The organism is Nocardia carnea (assembly GCF_029869215.1).
GTDB classification, from domain to species: Bacteria; Actinomycetota; Actinomycetes; order Mycobacteriales; family Mycobacteriaceae; genus Nocardia; species Nocardia carnea_B.
Window position 1 is genome coordinate 1 of sequence record NZ_JARWPM010000196.1, and the last position, 16,782, is coordinate 16,782.

A 16,782-nucleotide genomic window follows, 5' to 3' on the forward strand; every position below is an offset into this window, starting at 1 on the left:
TGTGTGGCCGGGCACGGGCCACAGGTGTCGAAAGCCCGCGCGGGGGGGGGGGGGGGGGGGCCCGGGGGGCCCCCCCCCGGGGGGGGGGGGGTGTGTTTGGGGGGGGGGGGGGGGGGCGGGCCGCCCCCCCCCCCCCCCCCCCCCGCGCGGGCTTTCGACACCTGTGGCCCGTGCCCGGCCACACATCATCGAGGAGAGAACGCGATGACAACCATGGCCCCGGCCCGCCACCAGGAAACCGCGACAGACCCGCGTGACCCCCTCGGCCGGCTGCAACGCTTCTTCGACCCCGGTACCGTGCTCCCGCTGCATCCGCGGGACAAGTCCGGTGTGCTCGCCGCGATCGGCGAGGTGGACGGCGTGCGGACGGTCGCCTACTGCTCGGACGCCACCGTGATGGGTGGCGCGATGGGTGTCGAGGGCTGCAAGCACATCGTCGCCGCCATCGATACCGCCATCGACTCCGGTGTGCCGGTGGTCGGCCTGTGGCATTCCGGTGGGGCGCGCCTCGCCGAGGGGGTCGAGGCGCTGCACGCCGTCGGCTTGGTGTTCGAGGCCATGGTGCGCGCGTCCGGCCTGGTACCGCAGATCTCGGTGGTGCTCGGTTTCGCCGCCGGCGGCGCCGCCTACGGTCCCGCGCTGACCGATATCGTGATCATGGCGCCCGAGGGCCGGGTGTTCGTCACCGGCCCCGATGTGGTGCGCAGCGTGACCGGTGAACAGGTGGATATGGCCACCCTCGGTGGTCCCGAAACCCACGGTAAGAAGTCCGGCGTCACCCATATCGTCGCCGACGACGAGGCCGACGCCGTGCATCGGGCGCGCCGCCTGGTCTCGATGTTTGCCGAACAGGGCGAATTCGACCCGGTCGCGGCCGAACACGGCAATGTCGACCTGCGGGCCATGCTGCCGGAATCGGCCAAACGCGCCTATGACGTCAAACCGCTGGTGCACGAACTGCTCGACAATGTCGACGGCGAATCCAGCTTCGAAGAACTCCAGGGCGGATACGCCCGGTCCATGGTCACCGGTCTCGGCCGGCTCGCCGGTCGCACGGTGGGTGTGCTGGCGAACAACCCGCTGCGGCTGGGTGGCTGCCTCGACTCCAAGAGCGCCGAGAAAGCGGCCCGGTTCGTCCGGTTGTGCGATGCCTTCGGTATCCCGCTGATCGTGATCACCGACGTTCCCGGATACCTGCCCGGCGTGGGCCAGGAATGGGACGGTGTGGTCCGGCGCGGCGCGAAGCTGCTGCACGCCTTCGCCGAAGCCCGGGTGCCGCGGGTCACCCTGGTCACCCGCAAGATCTACGGCGGCGCCTATATCGCGATGAACGCCCGCTCGCTGGGCGCCACCGCGGTGTATGCCTGGCCGGGCTCGGAGGTCGCGGTGATGGGTGCCAAGGCCGCGGTCGGCATCCTGCACAAGAAGGCTCTGGCGGCCGCGCCGGAAGCGGAGCGCGAAGCGCTGCACGAACGGCTCACCGCCGAACACGAGGCCATCGCCGGCGGTGTGGAGCGGGCGCTGTCCATCGGCGTCGTCGACGAGGTCATCGACCCGGCCCGTACCCGCAGCAAGATCGCCGAAGCCCTCGCGGCGGTGCCCTCCCGGCCCAGTCACCACAAGAACATCCCCCTGTAGACCGCGAGTCTTTGTGCCGCGGGCGGACCGGTCGACTGCTCCGGACAGCAGGTCGGGCACGAGGTGCGCCGGCGGCGGGAGGCGAAGATGCGGGCGAGGGTTTATGAGCCGTCTTCCACGGTGCGAATGCCGTTCAGTTTCTCGGGATTGACCTGAAAGCGGATGTTCTCGATGCGTCCTTCGTGAATGTCGTAGGTGAGTGCACCGACACGATATTCGCCGATGCTGCCGATAACGCTCAGCTCGCCGTTGACCATCGCGGATTCGAGGCGAATGCCGGCGGAGGTCGGTTTGGCCATCACGCCCAGCAGCCAGCGGGCCACATGATCCGGCCCGTGGAGCGGGCGCCGGGCGGCTGTGACGATACCGCCGCCGTCGTTCCACAACGTCACGTCCGGTGCGAGCAGTTCCAGGAGGGCGGGGAGGTCACCGCCGTGGCAGGCGGCCATGAACTTCTCGGTGACCTCACGGCGGGTGGCGTCGTCCGCGCCGAAGCGGGGGCGGCGGGACTGGACGTGCGAGCGGGCGCGGTGCGAGATCTGACGGACGGTGGCCTCCGGGCGGTCGAGGAGATCGCCGATTTCGGTGTGTGAATAACCGAAGACCTCCCGCAGCACGAAAACAGCTCGCTCGACGGGGTTGAGGGTTTCGAGGACGACCAGCACGGCGGTGGACACGGTATCGGCCATTTCGGTCTCCTCGGCGGCGTTGGGCGTGGTGAGCAGCGGTTCGGGAAGCCACGGACCGATATAGGTTTCCCGGGTGGTCCGGGCGGACGTCAGGCGGTTGAGGGCCAGGTTGGTGACAGTGCGCACCAGGTAGGCCTTGGGGTGGTCCACCGAAGCCGGATCCACGGCATTCCATTTCAGCCACGCGTCCTGGAGGATGTCCTCGGTGTCGGCGACACTGCCCAGCAGGTGGTACGCGGTGGCGAAGAGCAAACGGCGGTGCTCGGCGAAGGGGTCGGCGGTCGTGTTGCGGGGCAGATCCGGCGACGGTGGATCTGCGCTGTGCTCTGGCATGGATATCCTTCCTCCGGTCCCGGCCCGGACGGCCGGGCCGGGATGCAGCCGCGGAGTTCTCGGGGGTGCCGGGTCTGTCAGGCAATCTTCCGGGTGGCGCGGCCACCTTTCGACAACTGAACCGGCATCTCGACGTAGCGGCTCATCTTCGCCGCTACCGGCGGGGTGCTGCTGACCTGCTCCTTGTAGATCACTGCGGCCTTGCCTTTGAGATACCACCGGGTCGGCGAGTCGTCGGCCCGGGTGAACTGAATGACGGCGTCCTTGCGGCCCAGGCTCACCGGCTGGTGGAAGTAGCCGAAACGCAGTGGCTTCGGTGCCTTTCCGCGCAGCAGCCGGGCGATCACAGTCGCGGTGTAATCAGCGGTGACCACGCCACTCTGGCAGGTGCCGTGGAGCTGTCCCCAGGGTTGCCGGACCAGGGCGGCGTCGCCGATGGCGTGGATATCCGGATGGGAGACCGACCGCAGCGTGGGGTTGGTGATGATCAGGCCCTGTGCGCTGGTGGCGATCCCGGACTCCGTGGCGAGCGGGGACACCCGCACGCCGGTGGTCCACAGGGTCAGATCCGAGTCGACGAGTTCGCCGGTGTCCAAGCGCACGGCCGCGGGCAGCACTTTGCCGGCCTTCACACCCACCCTGCGCACGACACCCAGCCGGTCCAGGACACGGTTGAGGTGAGCGCGCGCCTTATCGCCCATCATGGCGCCGGGTTCGGTGGCGCTGACCATGGTGACGGTCAGCGCGGGGTACGCCTCGGCGATTTCGGCGGCTGCCTCGATACCGGTGAGTCCGCCACCGCAGACGGTGACCGTCCCGCCCGCGGCCGCGAGTGCGGGCAGTCGTTCCGAGAAATGACGTGCCGTCCGGGGATCGTCCAGGGTCCAGGCGTGATCCGCCGCGCCCGGGACGATGCCGGTGTCGGTGGTGCTGCCGAGTGCGTAGACCAGAGTGTCGTAGTGCAGGACCGTACCGTCGTCGAGGCCGACCTGCCGGCCGGTGGGGTCGATGGCGATGGCCGACCCTTGATGGAACTCCACGCCGGTGCCCGCCAACAGGTCGGGGATCTGGAAGTCCGTCAGTTCCTGACCTGCCGCGACCTGGTGCATGCGCAACCGCTCGGTGAAGCGGGTCGACGGGTTCACCACGGTGATATGAGTGTTCGACCTGCGGGTATAGCGGGCCAGCCGGGCCGTGGCGATCAGGCCGGCGTAGCCGGCTCCGAGGACGACGATCTCGTGGGTGGTGCCGGTGTTCATCACTTGCTCCTTCTGCGGCGCATCGTGCGGGGTCGGCTATGAGACAGACAGGTCGCGGAGAACGTGACGCCAAGAAGGGTGATCTATATCACGCACGCGGCGCCGGCTGTGCCGCAGAAATGAACGGTTATCGCGCCTGCGCCCCGCCACGCCGCCGGGTCGAATAAGCACGAAGTCGCCCGTCACCGGTTCCGGTCGACGACAATGCGCAGATGGGACGCGATGGAGCGGGGGCTCGCGAGCGGAAACGTCATGGCCGGCACTACACGCCGCCCGCGCTTGCGGGTTTTCTGGCGGGCCGGGTGGCGGCGCGGATCAGCATGTCGGGACCGGTTCGGGTCCTCGATCCGGCGTGTGGCGCCGGGGAGCTGTTGTTCGCGATGAGGGACGCGCTGGCCGACCGGCTGCCGGGGATTCCGGTCGAACTGGTGGGGTACGACCTGGATCCGGCAGGGCTGGCGCTGGCTCGGCAGCGGGCCGCGGAGTCGGGAATCGGCGCGCAATGGCGCAGGCGGGATTTTCTGGCCGAGTGTGCGGATATGCCCGCCGAATCGTTCGACGTGGTGATCGCGAATCCGCCGTATGTGCGCACGCAGCAGTTGGGTGGGGAGGCGGCGCTGGCGTTGCGCGGGCAGTTCGGGTTGCGCGGCCGGATCGATCTCACCCATCCGTTCGTCGCGGCGCTGCCGCCCTTGATGGCACCGGGCGCGGTACTGGGCCTGTTGTGCGCCAATCGTTTTCTCACCACCAAGGCGGGAGCGAACCTGCGGAGGGTGTTGCTGGCCGATCTGACGCCGGTGGAACTGTATGACCTGGGGGATACCAAGCTGTTCGAGGCGGCGGTACTACCGGCGGTGACGATTGCCGTGCGCGGCGGGACTCGGGGGAAGTGCCGGTACGTGTCGGTCTACGAGGAGGGGGCCGAGGCCACCGGGACCGGAAGGATCGGGGGTTCGGCCGGCACGATACCGGCCGCGGGAGCGCCGGGCTCGGAACTGCCCGCCGAACATGGTTCGGCGGGCTCGGCGCGGGAGACGCCGGGGACGGTGGTCGAGCCCACCGCAAGCGTGTCGCGCGGCACCACCGGACCCATGGGAAGCCCGGCGGCCGGGGACGGTGAGCGCGATCTGTTCGCGGCTCTGGGCGGAACCGCCGATGCCATGGTGTGGCGGCAGGGCCGCCGGTTCGCGGTGACGGTGGGGGAGCTGGCGACCGAGCCCGGCGCGGCGGCGGCCGCGATGGGGTGGCGGATGTCGCGGGTGGGGCACGACGACTGGTTGCGCGGGGTCGCCGAGCGGATGTGGCGCACCTTCGGGGAGCTGGGACGTATCCGGGTGGGAATCAAGACCAATGCCGACAGGATTTTCATCGCGGCGCACTGGGGCGATCCGGCGGCCGAACCGGAGCTGCTGTGCGACCTCATCACCCATCACGATCTGCGGCCGTGGCGAATCGTGCGGCGGCGCGAGACTCGGGTCCTGTACCCGTACGACCTGGACCATCCGCGCCGGAGACCGGTGGACCTGGCGCGTTATCCGCGTACCGCGGCCTATCTGGAACAGCATCGCGAGGTGCTCAGCGCGCGGAGTTATCTCACCGGAGCCGGCCGCCAGTGGTTCGAGCACTGGGTGCCGCAACGGCCGCATCTGTGGCGGGTGCCCAAGCTGGTGTTCCCGGATATCAGCGATCGGCCGCGGTTCGCGCTGGACCGTTCGGGGGCGGTGGTCAACGGCGACTGCTACTGGGTTTCGCTGTCCGATCTCGGTAATGAAGACCGCGCCGAGGAGCTGGCCTGTTTGATGATGGGTGTCGCGAACTCGTCGCTGGGGGTGCGCTTCTACGATGCGGTCTGTGGCAACCGGCTGTATTCCGGTCGCCGGCGCTGGATAACCCAGTACGTTTCGCGGCTGCCGGTACCGGATCCGGCGACCGCATGCGCCGCCGCGATCGTACGGCTGGTCCGTGAGCTGGCCCAGGGTCCGGATCCCGGGCCGGCCGCGCAGAGCGAACTGGACGAACTGGTCAACCGGTCGTTCGCGGTATGAGCGTGGTCAGCCGGGTTTGTGCCCGGACACCATCGGGAGCAGGGTGCGCCGGGCGAATTCCCGGCCGGCCGCTTCGTCTTCGATGGGAATGAGACCGTCGGGGGTGAGTGCCAGGGATTGCGCCAGCCGGGCCATGATCTCGGCGATCAGGTCGGGGTCGAAATCGGCGTTGTCGCCGCTGTCGCTCAGTTCGCGTAGTTTTGCGGCCAGATAGGTGCGGCCGACCGCCAGGATCGGACCGGCTTCGGTGGTGAGGCGGGGTAGTACCAGGTCGGGTTCGGTGCGCAGCAGGCGCAGCAGCAGCGGGTTACCGGCGATGGCGGAGATGAAGGCGACGAAGATCTCCACGAGCTGATCCTCGGAGCCGGCCACCGTGCGCACCCGGTTGTCGATTTTGACGACGAAGCGTTGCGCCTCCCGGATCGTCACTGCTTCCACCAGGTCGTTCTTCGATTCGAAGCGGCGGTACAGGGTGGCGGGGCTGATCCCGGCGCGGCGCGCGATCTCGCCCATGCTGGTGCGTTTGATACCGAAATCCAGGAACGCCGATAACGCGCTGTCGAGCACCTTCACGCTGTCGGCGGGAGGTTCGGACAGGATGCGCTGCAGGATCGGCGGTACGGGTGGCATGGTTTCCACACTGTATCGGACCTTGTGTGCTCCGCGTGATGCGATACCTCCGCCGCACCGCGGCCTCCACCGGCCGTGGGCACCGCACTCCGAACAGGCTCGATGCTCCGCCGCCAGGTTTCGTGCCGGCGTCACTCCGGCGGCAGGTCCAGTTCGGCCATCTCGTGTTCTATCGCGTTGGCCGCGAAATCCACTCCGCGAGAGCGGAGTTCGTGGACCCGCCGGCGCAGCGCCTCGATCCCCCCGGGCTGCGCGGCGATATCGGCCACGCTGACCCGACTGTTCGACCGGCGCGTTTCGGAACGCTCACACGCCACCCGTCAAACCTCCTGCCGGCACCCGTGGTGCCCACGTGTTCGGGGCCCGCCCGAAACGCCGACGCCTTGCAGGACAGTGGGTTTCGAGCTCGCCCGTCTCCCCGGATACGTTGGTTCCATCGTATCAGCCAACAACTGGACGATTGTCCAGAAAAATGTCTCCCGGGGTCTGTCTCACACCTCCTTCGCGGTGCGATGTTCGGAAGTGTGGTGCAGGTAGACCATGGCATTGAGCTCGAGCCCACGCTGCTGTTCGGGGGTCAGTTCGCGGCGCACCTTCCCGGGCACACCGGCGACCAGCGACCCCGGCGGGATCTGCGCGCCCTCGGGGATCAGCGCGTTGGCCGCGATCAGGCTGCCGCGCCCGATCACGGCGCCGTTGAGTACGGTCGCGCCCATCCCGATCAGGCAGTCGTCCTCGACGGTGCAGCCGTGCAGGATCGCATTGTGACCCACCGACACCCCGGCGCCGACCGTGGTCGGGAAGCCGGGGTCGGCGTGCAGTACACAGCCGTCCTGGATATTGCTGCGCTCACCCACGGTGATCAGTTCGGTATCCCCGCGCAGCACAGCGTTGTACCAGACGCTGGCCTGGGCCTCGAGCTTCACTTTGCCGATCACGCAGGCAGTGGGCGCGATCCACGCGGTCTCGTGGATATCCGGCTGATGGCCGCTGACTTCGATCCTCATGCACCGAACTTAACCCGCCGGTTCCCGGGTCCGGGGATACGAGCCCCTGCGCCGCCTCACTCGTCACCGGGCGCGGCCGGGTTCAGGAGCCATTCGGCGTCGATATCGTCGGGCAGGTTGCGCAGTTTGTCGGGATTGCGGACGGCGTGGATGGCGGTGATCCGGCCCGCGTCGACGGTGAAGGAGAAGATCCCCGGATGCCGACCGTCGAACACCAGCAGGCCCGGCGTGCCGTTGACCTCGATCGAACGACCCCATCCGCCGGGCGCCGACGGTGCGTGATACCAGCCGAGCAGCATCTTGGCGATGAGTTCGGCGCCGCGCACCGGTTTGCGGATGGCCGGGACCTTCCCGCCGCCGTCCGCGGTGAGTGTGACCCGCTCGTCCAGCACGCCCAGCAGCGCGTTCATATCCCCGGACCGCCAGGCCAGCGCGAACGCCGACACCACCTTGCGGTGTTCGTCCGGCGACGCCGGGAACCGCGGCGTCCCGTCCTCCACCCGTTTCCGGGCCCGGGAGGCCAGCTGGCGGACCGCGGCCGGGGTGCGGCCCACCACCTCGGCGACCTCCGGGCCCGCCATCCCGAACACATCCTGCAACACGAAGGCGGTGCGCTCGGCCGGGGACAGCGATTCCAGGACCACCAGCAGCGCCATGGTGACGCGTTCGTCCTGCGAGATCCGGTCGGCCGGATCCTCCCATTCGGCGACCGCGGGTTCGGGCAGCCATTCGCCCACATACTGCTCCCGCCGGACCCGCGCCGACCCGAGTTGATCCAGGGCCAGCCGCCCGACGACGGTGGTGAGCCACGCCTGCAAGTTGTCGATCGGGGCACCGCCGGATTCCCGATGCCGCTGTAACCGCAGCCACGCCTCCTGCACCACATCGTCGGCGTCGGCGAGACTGCCGAGGGTGCTGTAGGCGAGCCGGCGCAGGTACGGGCGCAGTTCTTCGAAACGAGCGGCCAGGTCGGCGGGAGCGGATCGGTCGGTCACTGCGAATCCTCTGTGTTCGAGCCCGGGGGGCGCAACGGTGTCGCCGAGACGACGAAACCGGCATCTGCTCTGTGACAACCGCGCCGTGCGCCCGGATATTGCCGCATCGACGCGCGGCTCTCCCGATCCTGCCACCGCCGTGCACCGCCCGGCGGTGCGCCGGGGTCGCGAGCTGTCGGCCGGACCGCAGTGCGCCCTTGATCGTCCCGTCGGTGGACAGCTGTGCCGGGGATCCGGCCGGTCGCGGGGTGCGTGTCGGGCCCGGGTCTTCGGCCGAGCCGTGTTCGGAGCGCCGTGGTGCGCGCGGGTCGGCCGATTCGGAGCTGTACCGCGCCGACCGCGGGCGTGCGCCCACCACCAAGGTAGGCAGTGCGCGCTGAATGGCTACGCTCACCGGGTGCGTAGAGGTGCTTCGACCGCGGCCGGGCTACTTGCCGGGTTCGCGTTGGATCGAGTGTTCGGCGACCCGCGGCGCCTGCATCCGGTGGCCGGGTTCGGGATGCTCGCGGCGTCGCTGGAAACGATCACCTACGCGGATCGGCGCCGAGCCGGAATCGTGCACGAGGCGGTCCTGGTCGGCGCCACCGTGGGGGCGGGTCTGGTGGTGCGTCGCGGCGGTGTGCTGCCGGTGGCCCTGGCGACCTGGACGGTGCTGGGCGGCCGGAGTCTCGTACGGACCGGGCGGGAAATGGCGGGGCGGCTGGAGTCCGGCGATGTGGCCGGGGCCCGGGAGTTGCTGCCCGCGCTCTGCGGGCGCGACCCCGAGGTGCTCGATGCCGACGGGCTGGCGCGGGCGGCACTGGAGTCGATCGCGGAGAACACCTCGGATGCCGCGGTCGCACCGCTGCTGTGGGGTGCCGTGGCGGGTGTGCCGGGTCTGCTGGGGTATCGGGCGGTGAACACGCTCGACGCGATGATCGGCTATCGCAACCAGCGCTATCGGCGGTTCGGCTGGGCGGCCGCCCGCCTCGACGATCTCGCGAATCTGCTGCCCGCCCGGGTGACCGGGTTGCTGACCGCCGCGGTGGCGCCGATGGTCGGAGGACGGCCGGGTGCGGTGGTGCGGGTGTGGCGCCGGGACGCCGCCCGGCATCCGAGTCCGAACGCGGGCGTGGTGGAGGCCGCGGCGGCCGGGGCACTCGGTATCCGGCTCGGCGGGCGCACCGAATACCGGCACGGCGTCGAACAGCGGCCCGAACTGGGCAGCGGCCCGGCGCCGACCGTTGCCGATCTGCGCCGGGCCGTGCGGCTGTCGGAGCTGGTGCAATACGCCGCACTCGTCTCGGCCGTGGTGTTGGCTCCACTGTGCGCGATACCGCGGGAGCGGCGCCGCACCCGCGGCCGCTGAGCAAACGGCCCTCTCAGGACGATGGCGGGCATCGCCCCCTGCGCATCTACGCGATCTCTTTCGCGAATTCGGTTACCTCGCGCCGGCAGCCAGGCGAGCTGCCGGCCCTGTATTCTCGAACGCGGTCGCAGACGATCCAGCGGTCGGCGCGTGTGGGGCTGGCTGTCGAAGTGCTGTGTGACGGGGTGTTCGTCAGCGGGGGGTGCGGCCGTAGCGGTCGGCGAGGCGTGCTTCCGTAGTGACCGGTTCCGGGTCGGTTTCGGCCGGTTCGGGTTGCTCCGGGGCGGCGCGTGACCGGCGGCGTTCGCGGATCTCCGCCCAGACGAAATAGCCGAGGCCGAGCGGCGCCATGATGCCGAAGGCCAGCCACTGCAGGCCGTAGGAGAGGTAGGGGCCGGAGTCGAGCTGGGGCAGCGGTACGGGGGTGAATGCGCCCGGCTGGTCCTCGGCGAGTTGCAGGTAGGCGCCGCGCTCACCGACCGGAACAGGGGTCAGCGGCAGATTCAGGACGGTGGTTTCCTGCGGGACGTCGATCGAGTAGACGTGCGGGACACCGTTCTGCACGGCCGGGGCACGCTCCGGATCGACGTTCTCCGAGACCCGCACCCGCGCCTCGACCCGCTGGGTGCCGGTGGGCGCGGGCTCGATCGAGGGTGGTTGCGAACCGTCCACGGCGGCGACCAGCCCGCGGTCGACCAGCAGGGTGCGGCCGTCGGTGAGGGTGAACGCCGCGAGGACCCCGTAGGCGGGGGCACCGTCGAGATGGCGCAACCGGACGAGCACCGTCGAATCCGGGACATAGCTGCCCTCGGCGTACACCTTCCGCCATTCGCTGGCCGCGCCGGTATCGCCGTCGAGCAGATCGGTGACCGGCACCGGATCGGCGTCCACCGAATCCTCGATCAACTGGTTGCGTTCGGAGGTGCTCTCGTTCTTGCCCAGCTGCCACGGCGCCAGCACCGTGAAACACAGATAGGCGAACGCCGCGACCACCGCGGCCAGGATCAGCCAGCCGGGGCGCAGCAGGAAGGTCAGGCGGCGCATCAGGCGGGCTCCGGTTCGCCGGCGCGGGCGGCGCGGGCCGCGAGGGTCGCCCGGACCCAGTCCAGCAGGCCGGGGACGGCGGCTTCTATCTGCGTGCGGACCAGGTCGAACGCGGCGTCCGAACTGTAGTAGGGGTCGGGCACGTCGAGGCCGTCGGCGGCCGGGTCGAAACTCCGCAGCAGCCGGCGCCGCTGCGCCGGAACCCCGCGGACGGCGAGATGCCGGTCGTGTTCGGTGGTCATGGCGACGACGAGATCGGCGTCGTAGTGCTCGGCACCGAACTCCGCGGCCCGGTGCCCGATGGGGTAGCCGTGGCGGCGCAGGGTCGCGGTGGTGCGCGGATCGGCCTCCGCCCCGGCATGCCAGCCGTGGGTGCCCGCGCTGCTCACCCGGACCCGGTCGGCCAGGCCGGCCCGCGACAAGTGCCCGGCCAGGATCTTCTCCGCCATCGGCGACCGGCAGATATTGCCGGTACAGACGAACGATATGTGCAGCTCACCCACGACAGCCATTCTGGCGGGTCGGGCGCCGCGGGCGCCACGTAGGGTGCGTCTCATGCTCGCCGATCACGTCGATCTCGCCGGCCTCCGTCATCACGGCGATGTGGAAGCGCTGCCCGGGCTGCTCGATTTCGCGGTGAACGTGCAGGGCAGCGCGCCGCCGCGGTGGCTACGGGAACGGCTGGCCGCGGCGCTGGATTCGCTCGGGCGGTACCCGTCGGCCGCGGAGGACCGGATCGCCCGGGAAGCGGTCGCGGCCCGGCACGGGGTCGCCGCCGATCACGTCCTGACCCTGGCCGGCGGTGCGGAGGGTTTCGCCCTGCTCCCGCGGCTGAACCCGCGGCTGGCCGCGGTGGTGCACCCGTCGTTCACCGAACCCGAGCTCGCGCTGCGCGAGGCCGGGGTGCCGGTGACCCGGGTCGTGCTGGAACCGCCCTACACCCTGGACCCGGCGCTGGTTCCCGAGGAAGCCGATCTGGTGGTCGTCGGTAACCCCACCAATCCGACCTCGGTGCTGCATCCCGCACGAACTCTGCGTGCGCTGCAACGCCCCGGCCGGGTCGTCGTGGTGGACGAGGCGTTCATGGACGCCGTGCCCGGGGAACCGGAAACGCTGGCCGCGCAGGCCGGAGACGGGCTGCTGGTATTGCGTAGCCTCACCAAGACCTGGGCGCTGGCCGGGCTGCGCTGCGGTTATCTGCTCGGTGCGCCCGAACTGCTGGGGCGGCTCGTCCGGGGTCGCGCGCATTGGCCGTTGGGCACTCTGCAGCTCGCGGCGATCACCGCGACGGCGTCGGCGCGAGCGGTCGCCGAAACCGCGGAGGCGGCGTTGCGGCTCGCCCGCGACCGGGCGGCGATGGCCGAGCGGCTGGCCGCGGCCGGGGCCGAGGTCGGTGCGCCGGCGGCGGCACCGTTCCTCTTGCTCGAGGTTCGGGACGGGGAGCTGGTGCGCACACATCTGCGGGAGCAGGGAATCGCCGTGCGGCGCTGCGATACCTTCCCCGGGCTGGGGCCCGACCACCTGCGCGTCGCGGTGCGCCCCGCCGCGGAGGTCGATCGGCTCGTCGAGGCCCTGCGCGCCGCCGGGGTACCGGACTGACTGTTACGGCTCGAGCCCTGTCGAGGACCGATCGGGCGGGTTCGGATATCGACGTGGCCGGAAATTGTCCCGCACCACAGCCGGGCCGGGTTGATTCAGGACGGAAAGTGGCCTGAATCCGCGACACACTCGACTCATGAGCGAAATCAACTCGACCGCGGCACAGCCGGAGCAGACCGAGATCACCGACTACGACGACCCGAACGCGCCATGGAACCAGGCCTGGGACGAGCAGGTCGGTATCGCCCACTGGAACGATGACGTGATCAAGGAGTTCCGGGAGAACTCGGGCAAGGTGGGCGGTGCCTACGCCGGCGGCGACCTCATCCTGCTCACCACCACGGGAGCCAAGAGCGGTAAGCGGCATACGACTCCGCTCGGGCCCTTGTACCGGGGCGACACCATGTACGTGAGCTCGTTCATCGAAGACAAGTACCCGGCCTGGTGGTACAACATCAAGGCGAATCCACAGGTCACCGTCGAGCTCCGGGACAAGACCTATCAGGCGACCGGCAAGGTGCTCGAAGGTGCGGAGTACGACGAATTCGCCGCCTGGGTGCTGGCCCACAACCCCTTGCTGGCGGACTTCCAGTCCAAGATCGACCGGCCCATGCCGCTGGTCGTGCTGACCCTCGACGGCGCGGGCCACGAACCCGCCCGCACCCACGAGACCGGGTAGAAAACGCGAGCGCCGCCCGCATTATTGTTGCCGGATCGTCGATCCCGCCCATCGCGCGCGGAGATCGACGTCGTGGTATCCGTCGCCGGTGCGGTACTCGCTGCACCGGCGATGCGCGGTGCGGCGTACGGGAGCCACCCGGCGGGTGCTGCCGGGTGGCGGTCTACGAAAGGTGTGGTGTGGCGAGGCTCGCGGAACTGATCGAGACGCTGGAGACGGCCTATCCGCCCCGGCTGGCCGAATCGTGGGATTCGGTGGGGCTGGTGTGCGGGGATCCGGACGAAGACGTGCGGCGGGTGCTGTTCGCTGTCGATGTCACCGCGGCCGTGGTCGACGAAGCGGTGGCATGGGGTGCGCAGGCGCTGGTCGCGCACCATCCGCTGTTGCTGCGGGGTGTGGACAGTGTGGCGGCCGACCGGCCGAAAGGTGCCCTGATCCACCGGCTCGTCCGGGCGGGCTGTGCCCTGTTCACCGCGCATACCAACGCCGATTCCGCCGATCCCGGCGTTTCCGACGCGCTCGCGGCGGCGCTCGGGCTGACGGTCACCGGTCCACTGGACCCGAAACCCGTTCCGGCCGTTGACAAATGGAGCGTTCAGGTGCCGGTCGAGCATGCCGAGGCAGTGCTCGCGGCCCTGTTCACCGCGGGCGCCGGCGGTTCCGGTGACTATCGGGAGGCGGCGTGGCGGGTCACCGGCACGGGCCAGTTCCGGCCGCTCGACGGTGCGAATCCGGCCGTCGGCGCGGTGGGCGAGCTGACCCGGGTGGCCGAGGACCGGATCGAGGTCGTCGCCGCGCCACGCGCCCGCGCGGCGATCCTGGCGGCGCTGCGCGAAGCACACCCCTACGAGGAACCCGCCTATCACGTGACCGAACGCGCCGCCCTCCCCGGCAACCTCGGCCTGGGCCGCGTCGGCACGCTGCCCGGACCGCTGACATTGCGCGAGTTCACCGCCCGCGCCGCCGCCGCCCTGCCGGCGACCACCTGGGGGGTGCGCTCCGCCGGCGACCCCGATCGCGTGCTGCGCCGCGTCGCCGTCTGCGGTGGCGCGGGGGATTCGCTGATCGAGGCCGCCACCCGGCTCGGTATGGACGCCTATCTCACCGCCGACCTGCGCCATCATCCTGTCGACGAACATCTGCGCCGGACCGGTCCGGCGCTGATCGATGCCGCGCACTGGGCCACCGAGTTCCCGTGGTGCGCGCAGGCCGCCGGTGTGGTCCGGGCCGGGCTGCCCGAGCTGGAAACCCGGGTGTCGGAGGTGCGGACCGACCCGTGGACCGTCGGCTGCGGCCGCTGAGGTGGCCGGTCCGGAATCGCGGTGACCTCTTCGGACCGGCGCCCGAGGGACCGGTCCGGCGACCGAGTACGGTGGACGTTCTATCCGTCCACAGCGTGCAGGGAGTTCGTTCGCGTTGAATGTCGAACCATCGATTCAGGCCCAACTGCTGCGTCTCGCCGAGGTCGACACCGAGCTGACGCGGATCGCGCACCGGCGCAAGGTGCTGCCCGAACAGCAAGAGGTCGACCGGTTCGAGACCGAACGCAACGCGCAGAAGGACGCGGCCGTGGCCGTGGAGATCGTGCTCGACGATCTGGATCGCGATATCCGCAAACTCGAGGGTGAGATCGAGGCGGTCCGCAAACGCGAGGAACGCGACCGCGGGGTGCTGGAAGCCGGTTCGGTCGGCGCCAAACAGCTCTCGGAACTGCAGCACGAACTCGGCAGCCTGGAACGCCGCCGCTCGGTGCTCGAGGACGAACTGCTGGAGGTGATGGAGCGCCGCGAGGCCTCCGCCTCCGATCACGAGCACGCCGGTGCCCGGCTGGACAAGGCCGAGGCCGATCTCGCCGCCGCCCGCGAACGCCGCGATCAGGCAATGGCCGATCTCGAGGTGGCCCAGCAGCGCTGCGAAAACGACCGCGCGAACCTCGTCGGCAAATTCCCGGAAGAATTGCTGGCTGTCTACGACCGTCAGCGCGCCGGTCACGGCACCGGCGCCGCCCTGCTGCAGGCCCGCCGCTGCGGTGCGTGCCGGATCGAATTGGACCGCGGCGAGATCGCGCGGATCGCGAAAACCGCGCCCGAGGTAGTGGTGCGCTGCCCCGAATGCGGCGCGTTGCTGGTGCGGACCAAAGAATCCGGATTGTGAGAACCGGCCCCGGGCGGGGCCATGCGGTGGGAGGCCGGAATGAGTGTGCGCGAGGTGATCGTCGAGGCCGACGGGGGCTCCCGGGGCAATCCGGGGCCCGCCGGCTACGGCGCCGTGGTGTTCGACGCCGACCGGGGGGCGGTGCTCGCGGAACGTAAGGAAGCGCTCGGCGTCACGACCAACAATGTCGCCGAATACCGGGGCCTGATCGCGGGCCTGGAAGCGGCGGCCGAGCTCGGTGCGCGGGTGGTCGCGGTGCGGATGGATTCCAAACTGGTGGTCGAGCAGATGTCGGGCCGCTGGAAGGTCAAACACGCGTCGATGGTCCCGCTCGCCGATCGCGCCCGCCGCTTGGCCGCGGGGTTCGAGCAGGTGAGCTACCGCTGGATTCCGCGCGCCGAGAATTCCCACGCCGACCGGCTCGCGAACGAGGCCATGGACGACGGTGCGCTGATCGACGAGGTGCACGACGCCGTCGCCGCGACCTCATCGGGCAGTACCGCAGCGCAACGGTCGGTTACCACGCCGTCCGGAGCCGGAGCCGGAGCCGGAGCCGGAGCCGGAGCCGGAGCCGGAGCCGGAGCCGGAGCCGGAGCCGCCGACCCTGCTCGCGGGGGAGTTCCAGGGGCGACAGCCGGTTCGGCGGGGGCGGATCCGGCCGCGGATTCCCGGAGCGCGACGGCCCGGCTTTCCGGGGCCCCGGGCTGGACCGGTGCGACCGGCCGCCCCACCCGATTCCTGCTGCTGCGGCACGGCCAAACCGAGTTGTCGGTGCAGCGCCGCTATTCCGGGCGCGGGAACCCGCCGCTCACCGCGGTGGGCCGGGAACAGGTCGCCCGTGCCGCGAAAACGCTTGCCGCCAAAGGCGATATCGCGGCCGTGGTCACCTCCCCGCTCGGCCGCGCCCGGGAAACCGCCGAGGCGACGGCCGCGGCGCTGGGGCTCGAGGTCCGGGTGATCGAGGGCCTCACCGAAACCGATTTCGGTGAATGGGAAGGCCTCACCTTCCGGGAAGCCGCCGAACGCGACCCCGATCTGCACGCCCGCTGGCTCGGCGACCCGTCCCTGCCCGCCCCGGGCGGCGAGAGTTTCGACGAGGTCCGCGAACGAGTGGAGAACGTCCGCCGCGACCTGGTCGCCCGGTATCCGGGTGCGAATATCGTCGTGGTCAGCCACGTCACCCCGATCAAGACGCTGCTACAGCTCGCGCTGGGAGTCGGCCCGTCCCTGCTCTACCGGCTGCATCTGGACTTGGCGTCGCTCTCGCTGGCGGAGTTCTATCCCGACGGCGGCTCATCGGTCCGGCTGGTCAACGATACGAGCTATCTCTGACCGGCCGGTGCGGCCGCCGCCCCCCCCCGG

General features: G+C 70.3%; 16 protein-coding genes. 8 read left to right on the forward strand and 8 right to left on the reverse strand.

Going from position 1 to position 16,782, the window contains the following annotated elements:
* The first annotated feature begins 204 nt into the window (after window positions 1-204).
* Window positions 205-1,638, forward strand: coding sequence for an acyl-CoA carboxylase subunit beta (locus QH276_RS12955; protein ID WP_280402805.1), 1,434 nt, complete (start codon window positions 205-207; stop codon window positions 1,636-1,638).
* Between the two features lie 101 nt (window positions 1,639-1,739).
* On the opposite strand, the gene QH276_RS12960 is transcribed toward QH276_RS12955, so the two are convergent.
* Both QH276_RS12960 and QH276_RS12965 read right to left on the reverse strand, forming a co-directional pair.
* A complete protein-coding gene (locus tag QH276_RS12960) occupies window positions 1,740-2,660 on the reverse strand; it encodes an RNA polymerase sigma-70 factor (protein WP_280402804.1) in 921 nt (306 codons plus the stop codon).
* Between the two features lie 77 nt (window positions 2,661-2,737).
* Complete coding sequence (locus tag QH276_RS12965; protein WP_280402803.1) at window positions 2,738-3,919, reverse strand: NAD(P)/FAD-dependent oxidoreductase; 1,182 nt, start codon at window positions 3,917-3,919, stop codon at window positions 2,738-2,740.
* A gap of 212 nt (window positions 3,920-4,131) precedes the next feature.
* On the opposite strand from QH276_RS12965, the gene QH276_RS12970 reads away from it, so the two are divergent.
* Window positions 4,132-5,964, forward strand: a complete 1,833-nt coding sequence (locus QH276_RS12970; protein WP_280402802.1) for an Eco57I restriction-modification methylase domain-containing protein — start codon at window positions 4,132-4,134, stop codon at window positions 5,962-5,964.
* 6 nt (window positions 5,965-5,970) lie between these two features.
* On the opposite strand, the gene QH276_RS12975 is transcribed toward QH276_RS12970, so the two are convergent.
* The 4 genes from QH276_RS12975 to sigJ form a co-directional block, all read right to left on the reverse strand.
* Window positions 5,971-6,594, reverse strand: a complete 624-nt coding sequence (locus tag QH276_RS12975) for a TetR/AcrR family transcriptional regulator (protein WP_280402801.1) — start codon at window positions 6,592-6,594, stop codon at window positions 5,971-5,973.
* 131 nt (window positions 6,595-6,725) lie between these two features.
* Entirely contained in the window at window positions 6,726-6,911 is a 186-nt protein-coding gene (locus QH276_RS12980; RefSeq protein WP_280402800.1) for a hypothetical protein, read from the reverse strand.
* A gap of 174 nt (window positions 6,912-7,085) precedes the next feature.
* Window positions 7,086-7,601: a gamma carbonic anhydrase family protein gene (locus QH276_RS12985; protein WP_280402799.1), complete on the reverse strand. Its 516-nt coding sequence runs from the start codon at window positions 7,599-7,601 to the stop codon at window positions 7,086-7,088.
* 56 nt (window positions 7,602-7,657) lie between these two features.
* The gene (gene sigJ / locus QH276_RS12990; protein ID WP_280402798.1) at window positions 7,658-8,596 is read right to left on the reverse strand and encodes an RNA polymerase sigma factor SigJ; all 939 of its coding nucleotides are present in this window, start codon (window positions 8,594-8,596) and stop codon (window positions 7,658-7,660) included.
* A gap of 397 nt (window positions 8,597-8,993) precedes the next feature.
* On the opposite strand from sigJ, the gene QH276_RS12995 reads away from it, so the two are divergent.
* A complete protein-coding gene (locus tag QH276_RS12995; RefSeq protein ID WP_280402797.1) occupies window positions 8,994-9,944 on the forward strand; it encodes a cobalamin biosynthesis protein in 951 nt (316 codons plus the stop codon).
* 192 nt (window positions 9,945-10,136) lie between these two features.
* On the opposite strand, the gene QH276_RS13000 is transcribed toward QH276_RS12995, so the two are convergent.
* Both QH276_RS13000 and QH276_RS13005 read right to left on the reverse strand, forming a co-directional pair.
* Window positions 10,137-10,988: an SURF1 family cytochrome oxidase biogenesis protein gene (locus QH276_RS13000; RefSeq protein WP_280402796.1), complete on the reverse strand. Its 852-nt coding sequence runs from the start codon at window positions 10,986-10,988 to the stop codon at window positions 10,137-10,139.
* Entirely contained in the window at window positions 10,988-11,500 is a 513-nt protein-coding gene (locus QH276_RS13005) for a low molecular weight protein-tyrosine-phosphatase (protein WP_280402795.1), read from the reverse strand. The genes QH276_RS13000 and QH276_RS13005 overlap by 1 nt, the downstream gene beginning before the upstream one ends.
* Window positions 11,501-11,543: 43 nt before the next feature.
* Here QH276_RS13005 and cobC point away from each other — a divergent pair, with 43 nt between their 5' ends.
* The 5 genes from cobC to QH276_RS13030 all read left to right on the forward strand — a co-directional run bounded on the left by cobC (window position 11,544) and on the right by QH276_RS13030 (window position 16,752).
* Window positions 11,544-12,587, forward strand: a complete 1,044-nt coding sequence (gene cobC, locus QH276_RS13010) for an Rv2231c family pyridoxal phosphate-dependent protein CobC (protein ID WP_280402794.1) — start codon at window positions 11,544-11,546, stop codon at window positions 12,585-12,587.
* Window positions 12,588-12,723: 136 nt separating this feature from the next.
* The gene (locus QH276_RS13015) at window positions 12,724-13,266 is read left to right on the forward strand and encodes a nitroreductase/quinone reductase family protein (RefSeq protein ID WP_280402793.1); all 543 of its coding nucleotides are present in this window, start codon (window positions 12,724-12,726) and stop codon (window positions 13,264-13,266) included.
* A 179-nt stretch (window positions 13,267-13,445) separates the two neighbouring features.
* Window positions 13,446-14,567: a Nif3-like dinuclear metal center hexameric protein gene (locus tag QH276_RS13020; RefSeq protein ID WP_280402792.1), complete on the forward strand. Its 1,122-nt coding sequence runs from the start codon at window positions 13,446-13,448 to the stop codon at window positions 14,565-14,567.
* Window positions 14,568-14,682: 115 nt separating this feature from the next.
* A complete protein-coding gene (locus QH276_RS13025) occupies window positions 14,683-15,420 on the forward strand; it encodes a zinc ribbon domain-containing protein (protein ID WP_280402791.1) in 738 nt (245 codons plus the stop codon).
* 39 nt (window positions 15,421-15,459) lie between these two features.
* Window positions 15,460-16,752, forward strand: coding sequence for a bifunctional RNase H/acid phosphatase (locus QH276_RS13030; RefSeq protein WP_280406745.1), 1,293 nt, complete (start codon window positions 15,460-15,462; stop codon window positions 16,750-16,752).
* The last annotated feature ends 30 nt before the right edge of the window (window positions 16,753-16,782 follow it).

Bases quoted from the DNA above. Each gene is read 5' to 3' on its own strand.
- QH276_RS12955 (WP_280402805.1), top strand. From the start codon at position 205: ATGACAACCATGGCCCCGGCCCGCCACCAGGAAACCGCGACAGACCCG.
- QH276_RS13015 (WP_280402793.1), top strand. From the start codon at position 12,724: ATGAGCGAAATCAACTCGACCGCGGCACAGCCGGAGCAGACCGAGATC.
- QH276_RS13030 (WP_280406745.1), top strand. From the start codon at position 15,460: ATGAGTGTGCGCGAGGTGATCGTCGAGGCCGACGGGGGCTCCCGGGGC.
- QH276_RS12965 (WP_280402803.1), bottom strand. From the start codon at position 3,919: ATGAACACCGGCACCACCCACGAGATCGTCGTCCTCGGAGCCGGCTAC.
- QH276_RS12960 (WP_280402804.1), bottom strand. From the start codon at position 2,660: ATGCCAGAGCACAGCGCAGATCCACCGTCGCCGGATCTGCCCCGCAAC.
- QH276_RS13000 (WP_280402796.1), bottom strand. From the start codon at position 10,988: ATGCGCCGCCTGACCTTCCTGCTGCGCCCCGGCTGGCTGATCCTGGCC.
- QH276_RS12970 (WP_280402802.1), top strand. From the start codon at position 4,132: ATGGGACGCGATGGAGCGGGGGCTCGCGAGCGGAAACGTCATGGCCGG.
- QH276_RS12985 (WP_280402799.1), bottom strand. From the start codon at position 7,601: ATGAGGATCGAAGTCAGCGGCCATCAGCCGGATATCCACGAGACCGCG.
- QH276_RS13005 (WP_280402795.1), bottom strand. From the start codon at position 11,500: ATGGCTGTCGTGGGTGAGCTGCACATATCGTTCGTCTGTACCGGCAAT.
- QH276_RS12975 (WP_280402801.1), bottom strand. From the start codon at position 6,594: ATGCCACCCGTACCGCCGATCCTGCAGCGCATCCTGTCCGAACCTCCC.
- cobC (WP_280402794.1), top strand. From the start codon at position 11,544: ATGCTCGCCGATCACGTCGATCTCGCCGGCCTCCGTCATCACGGCGAT.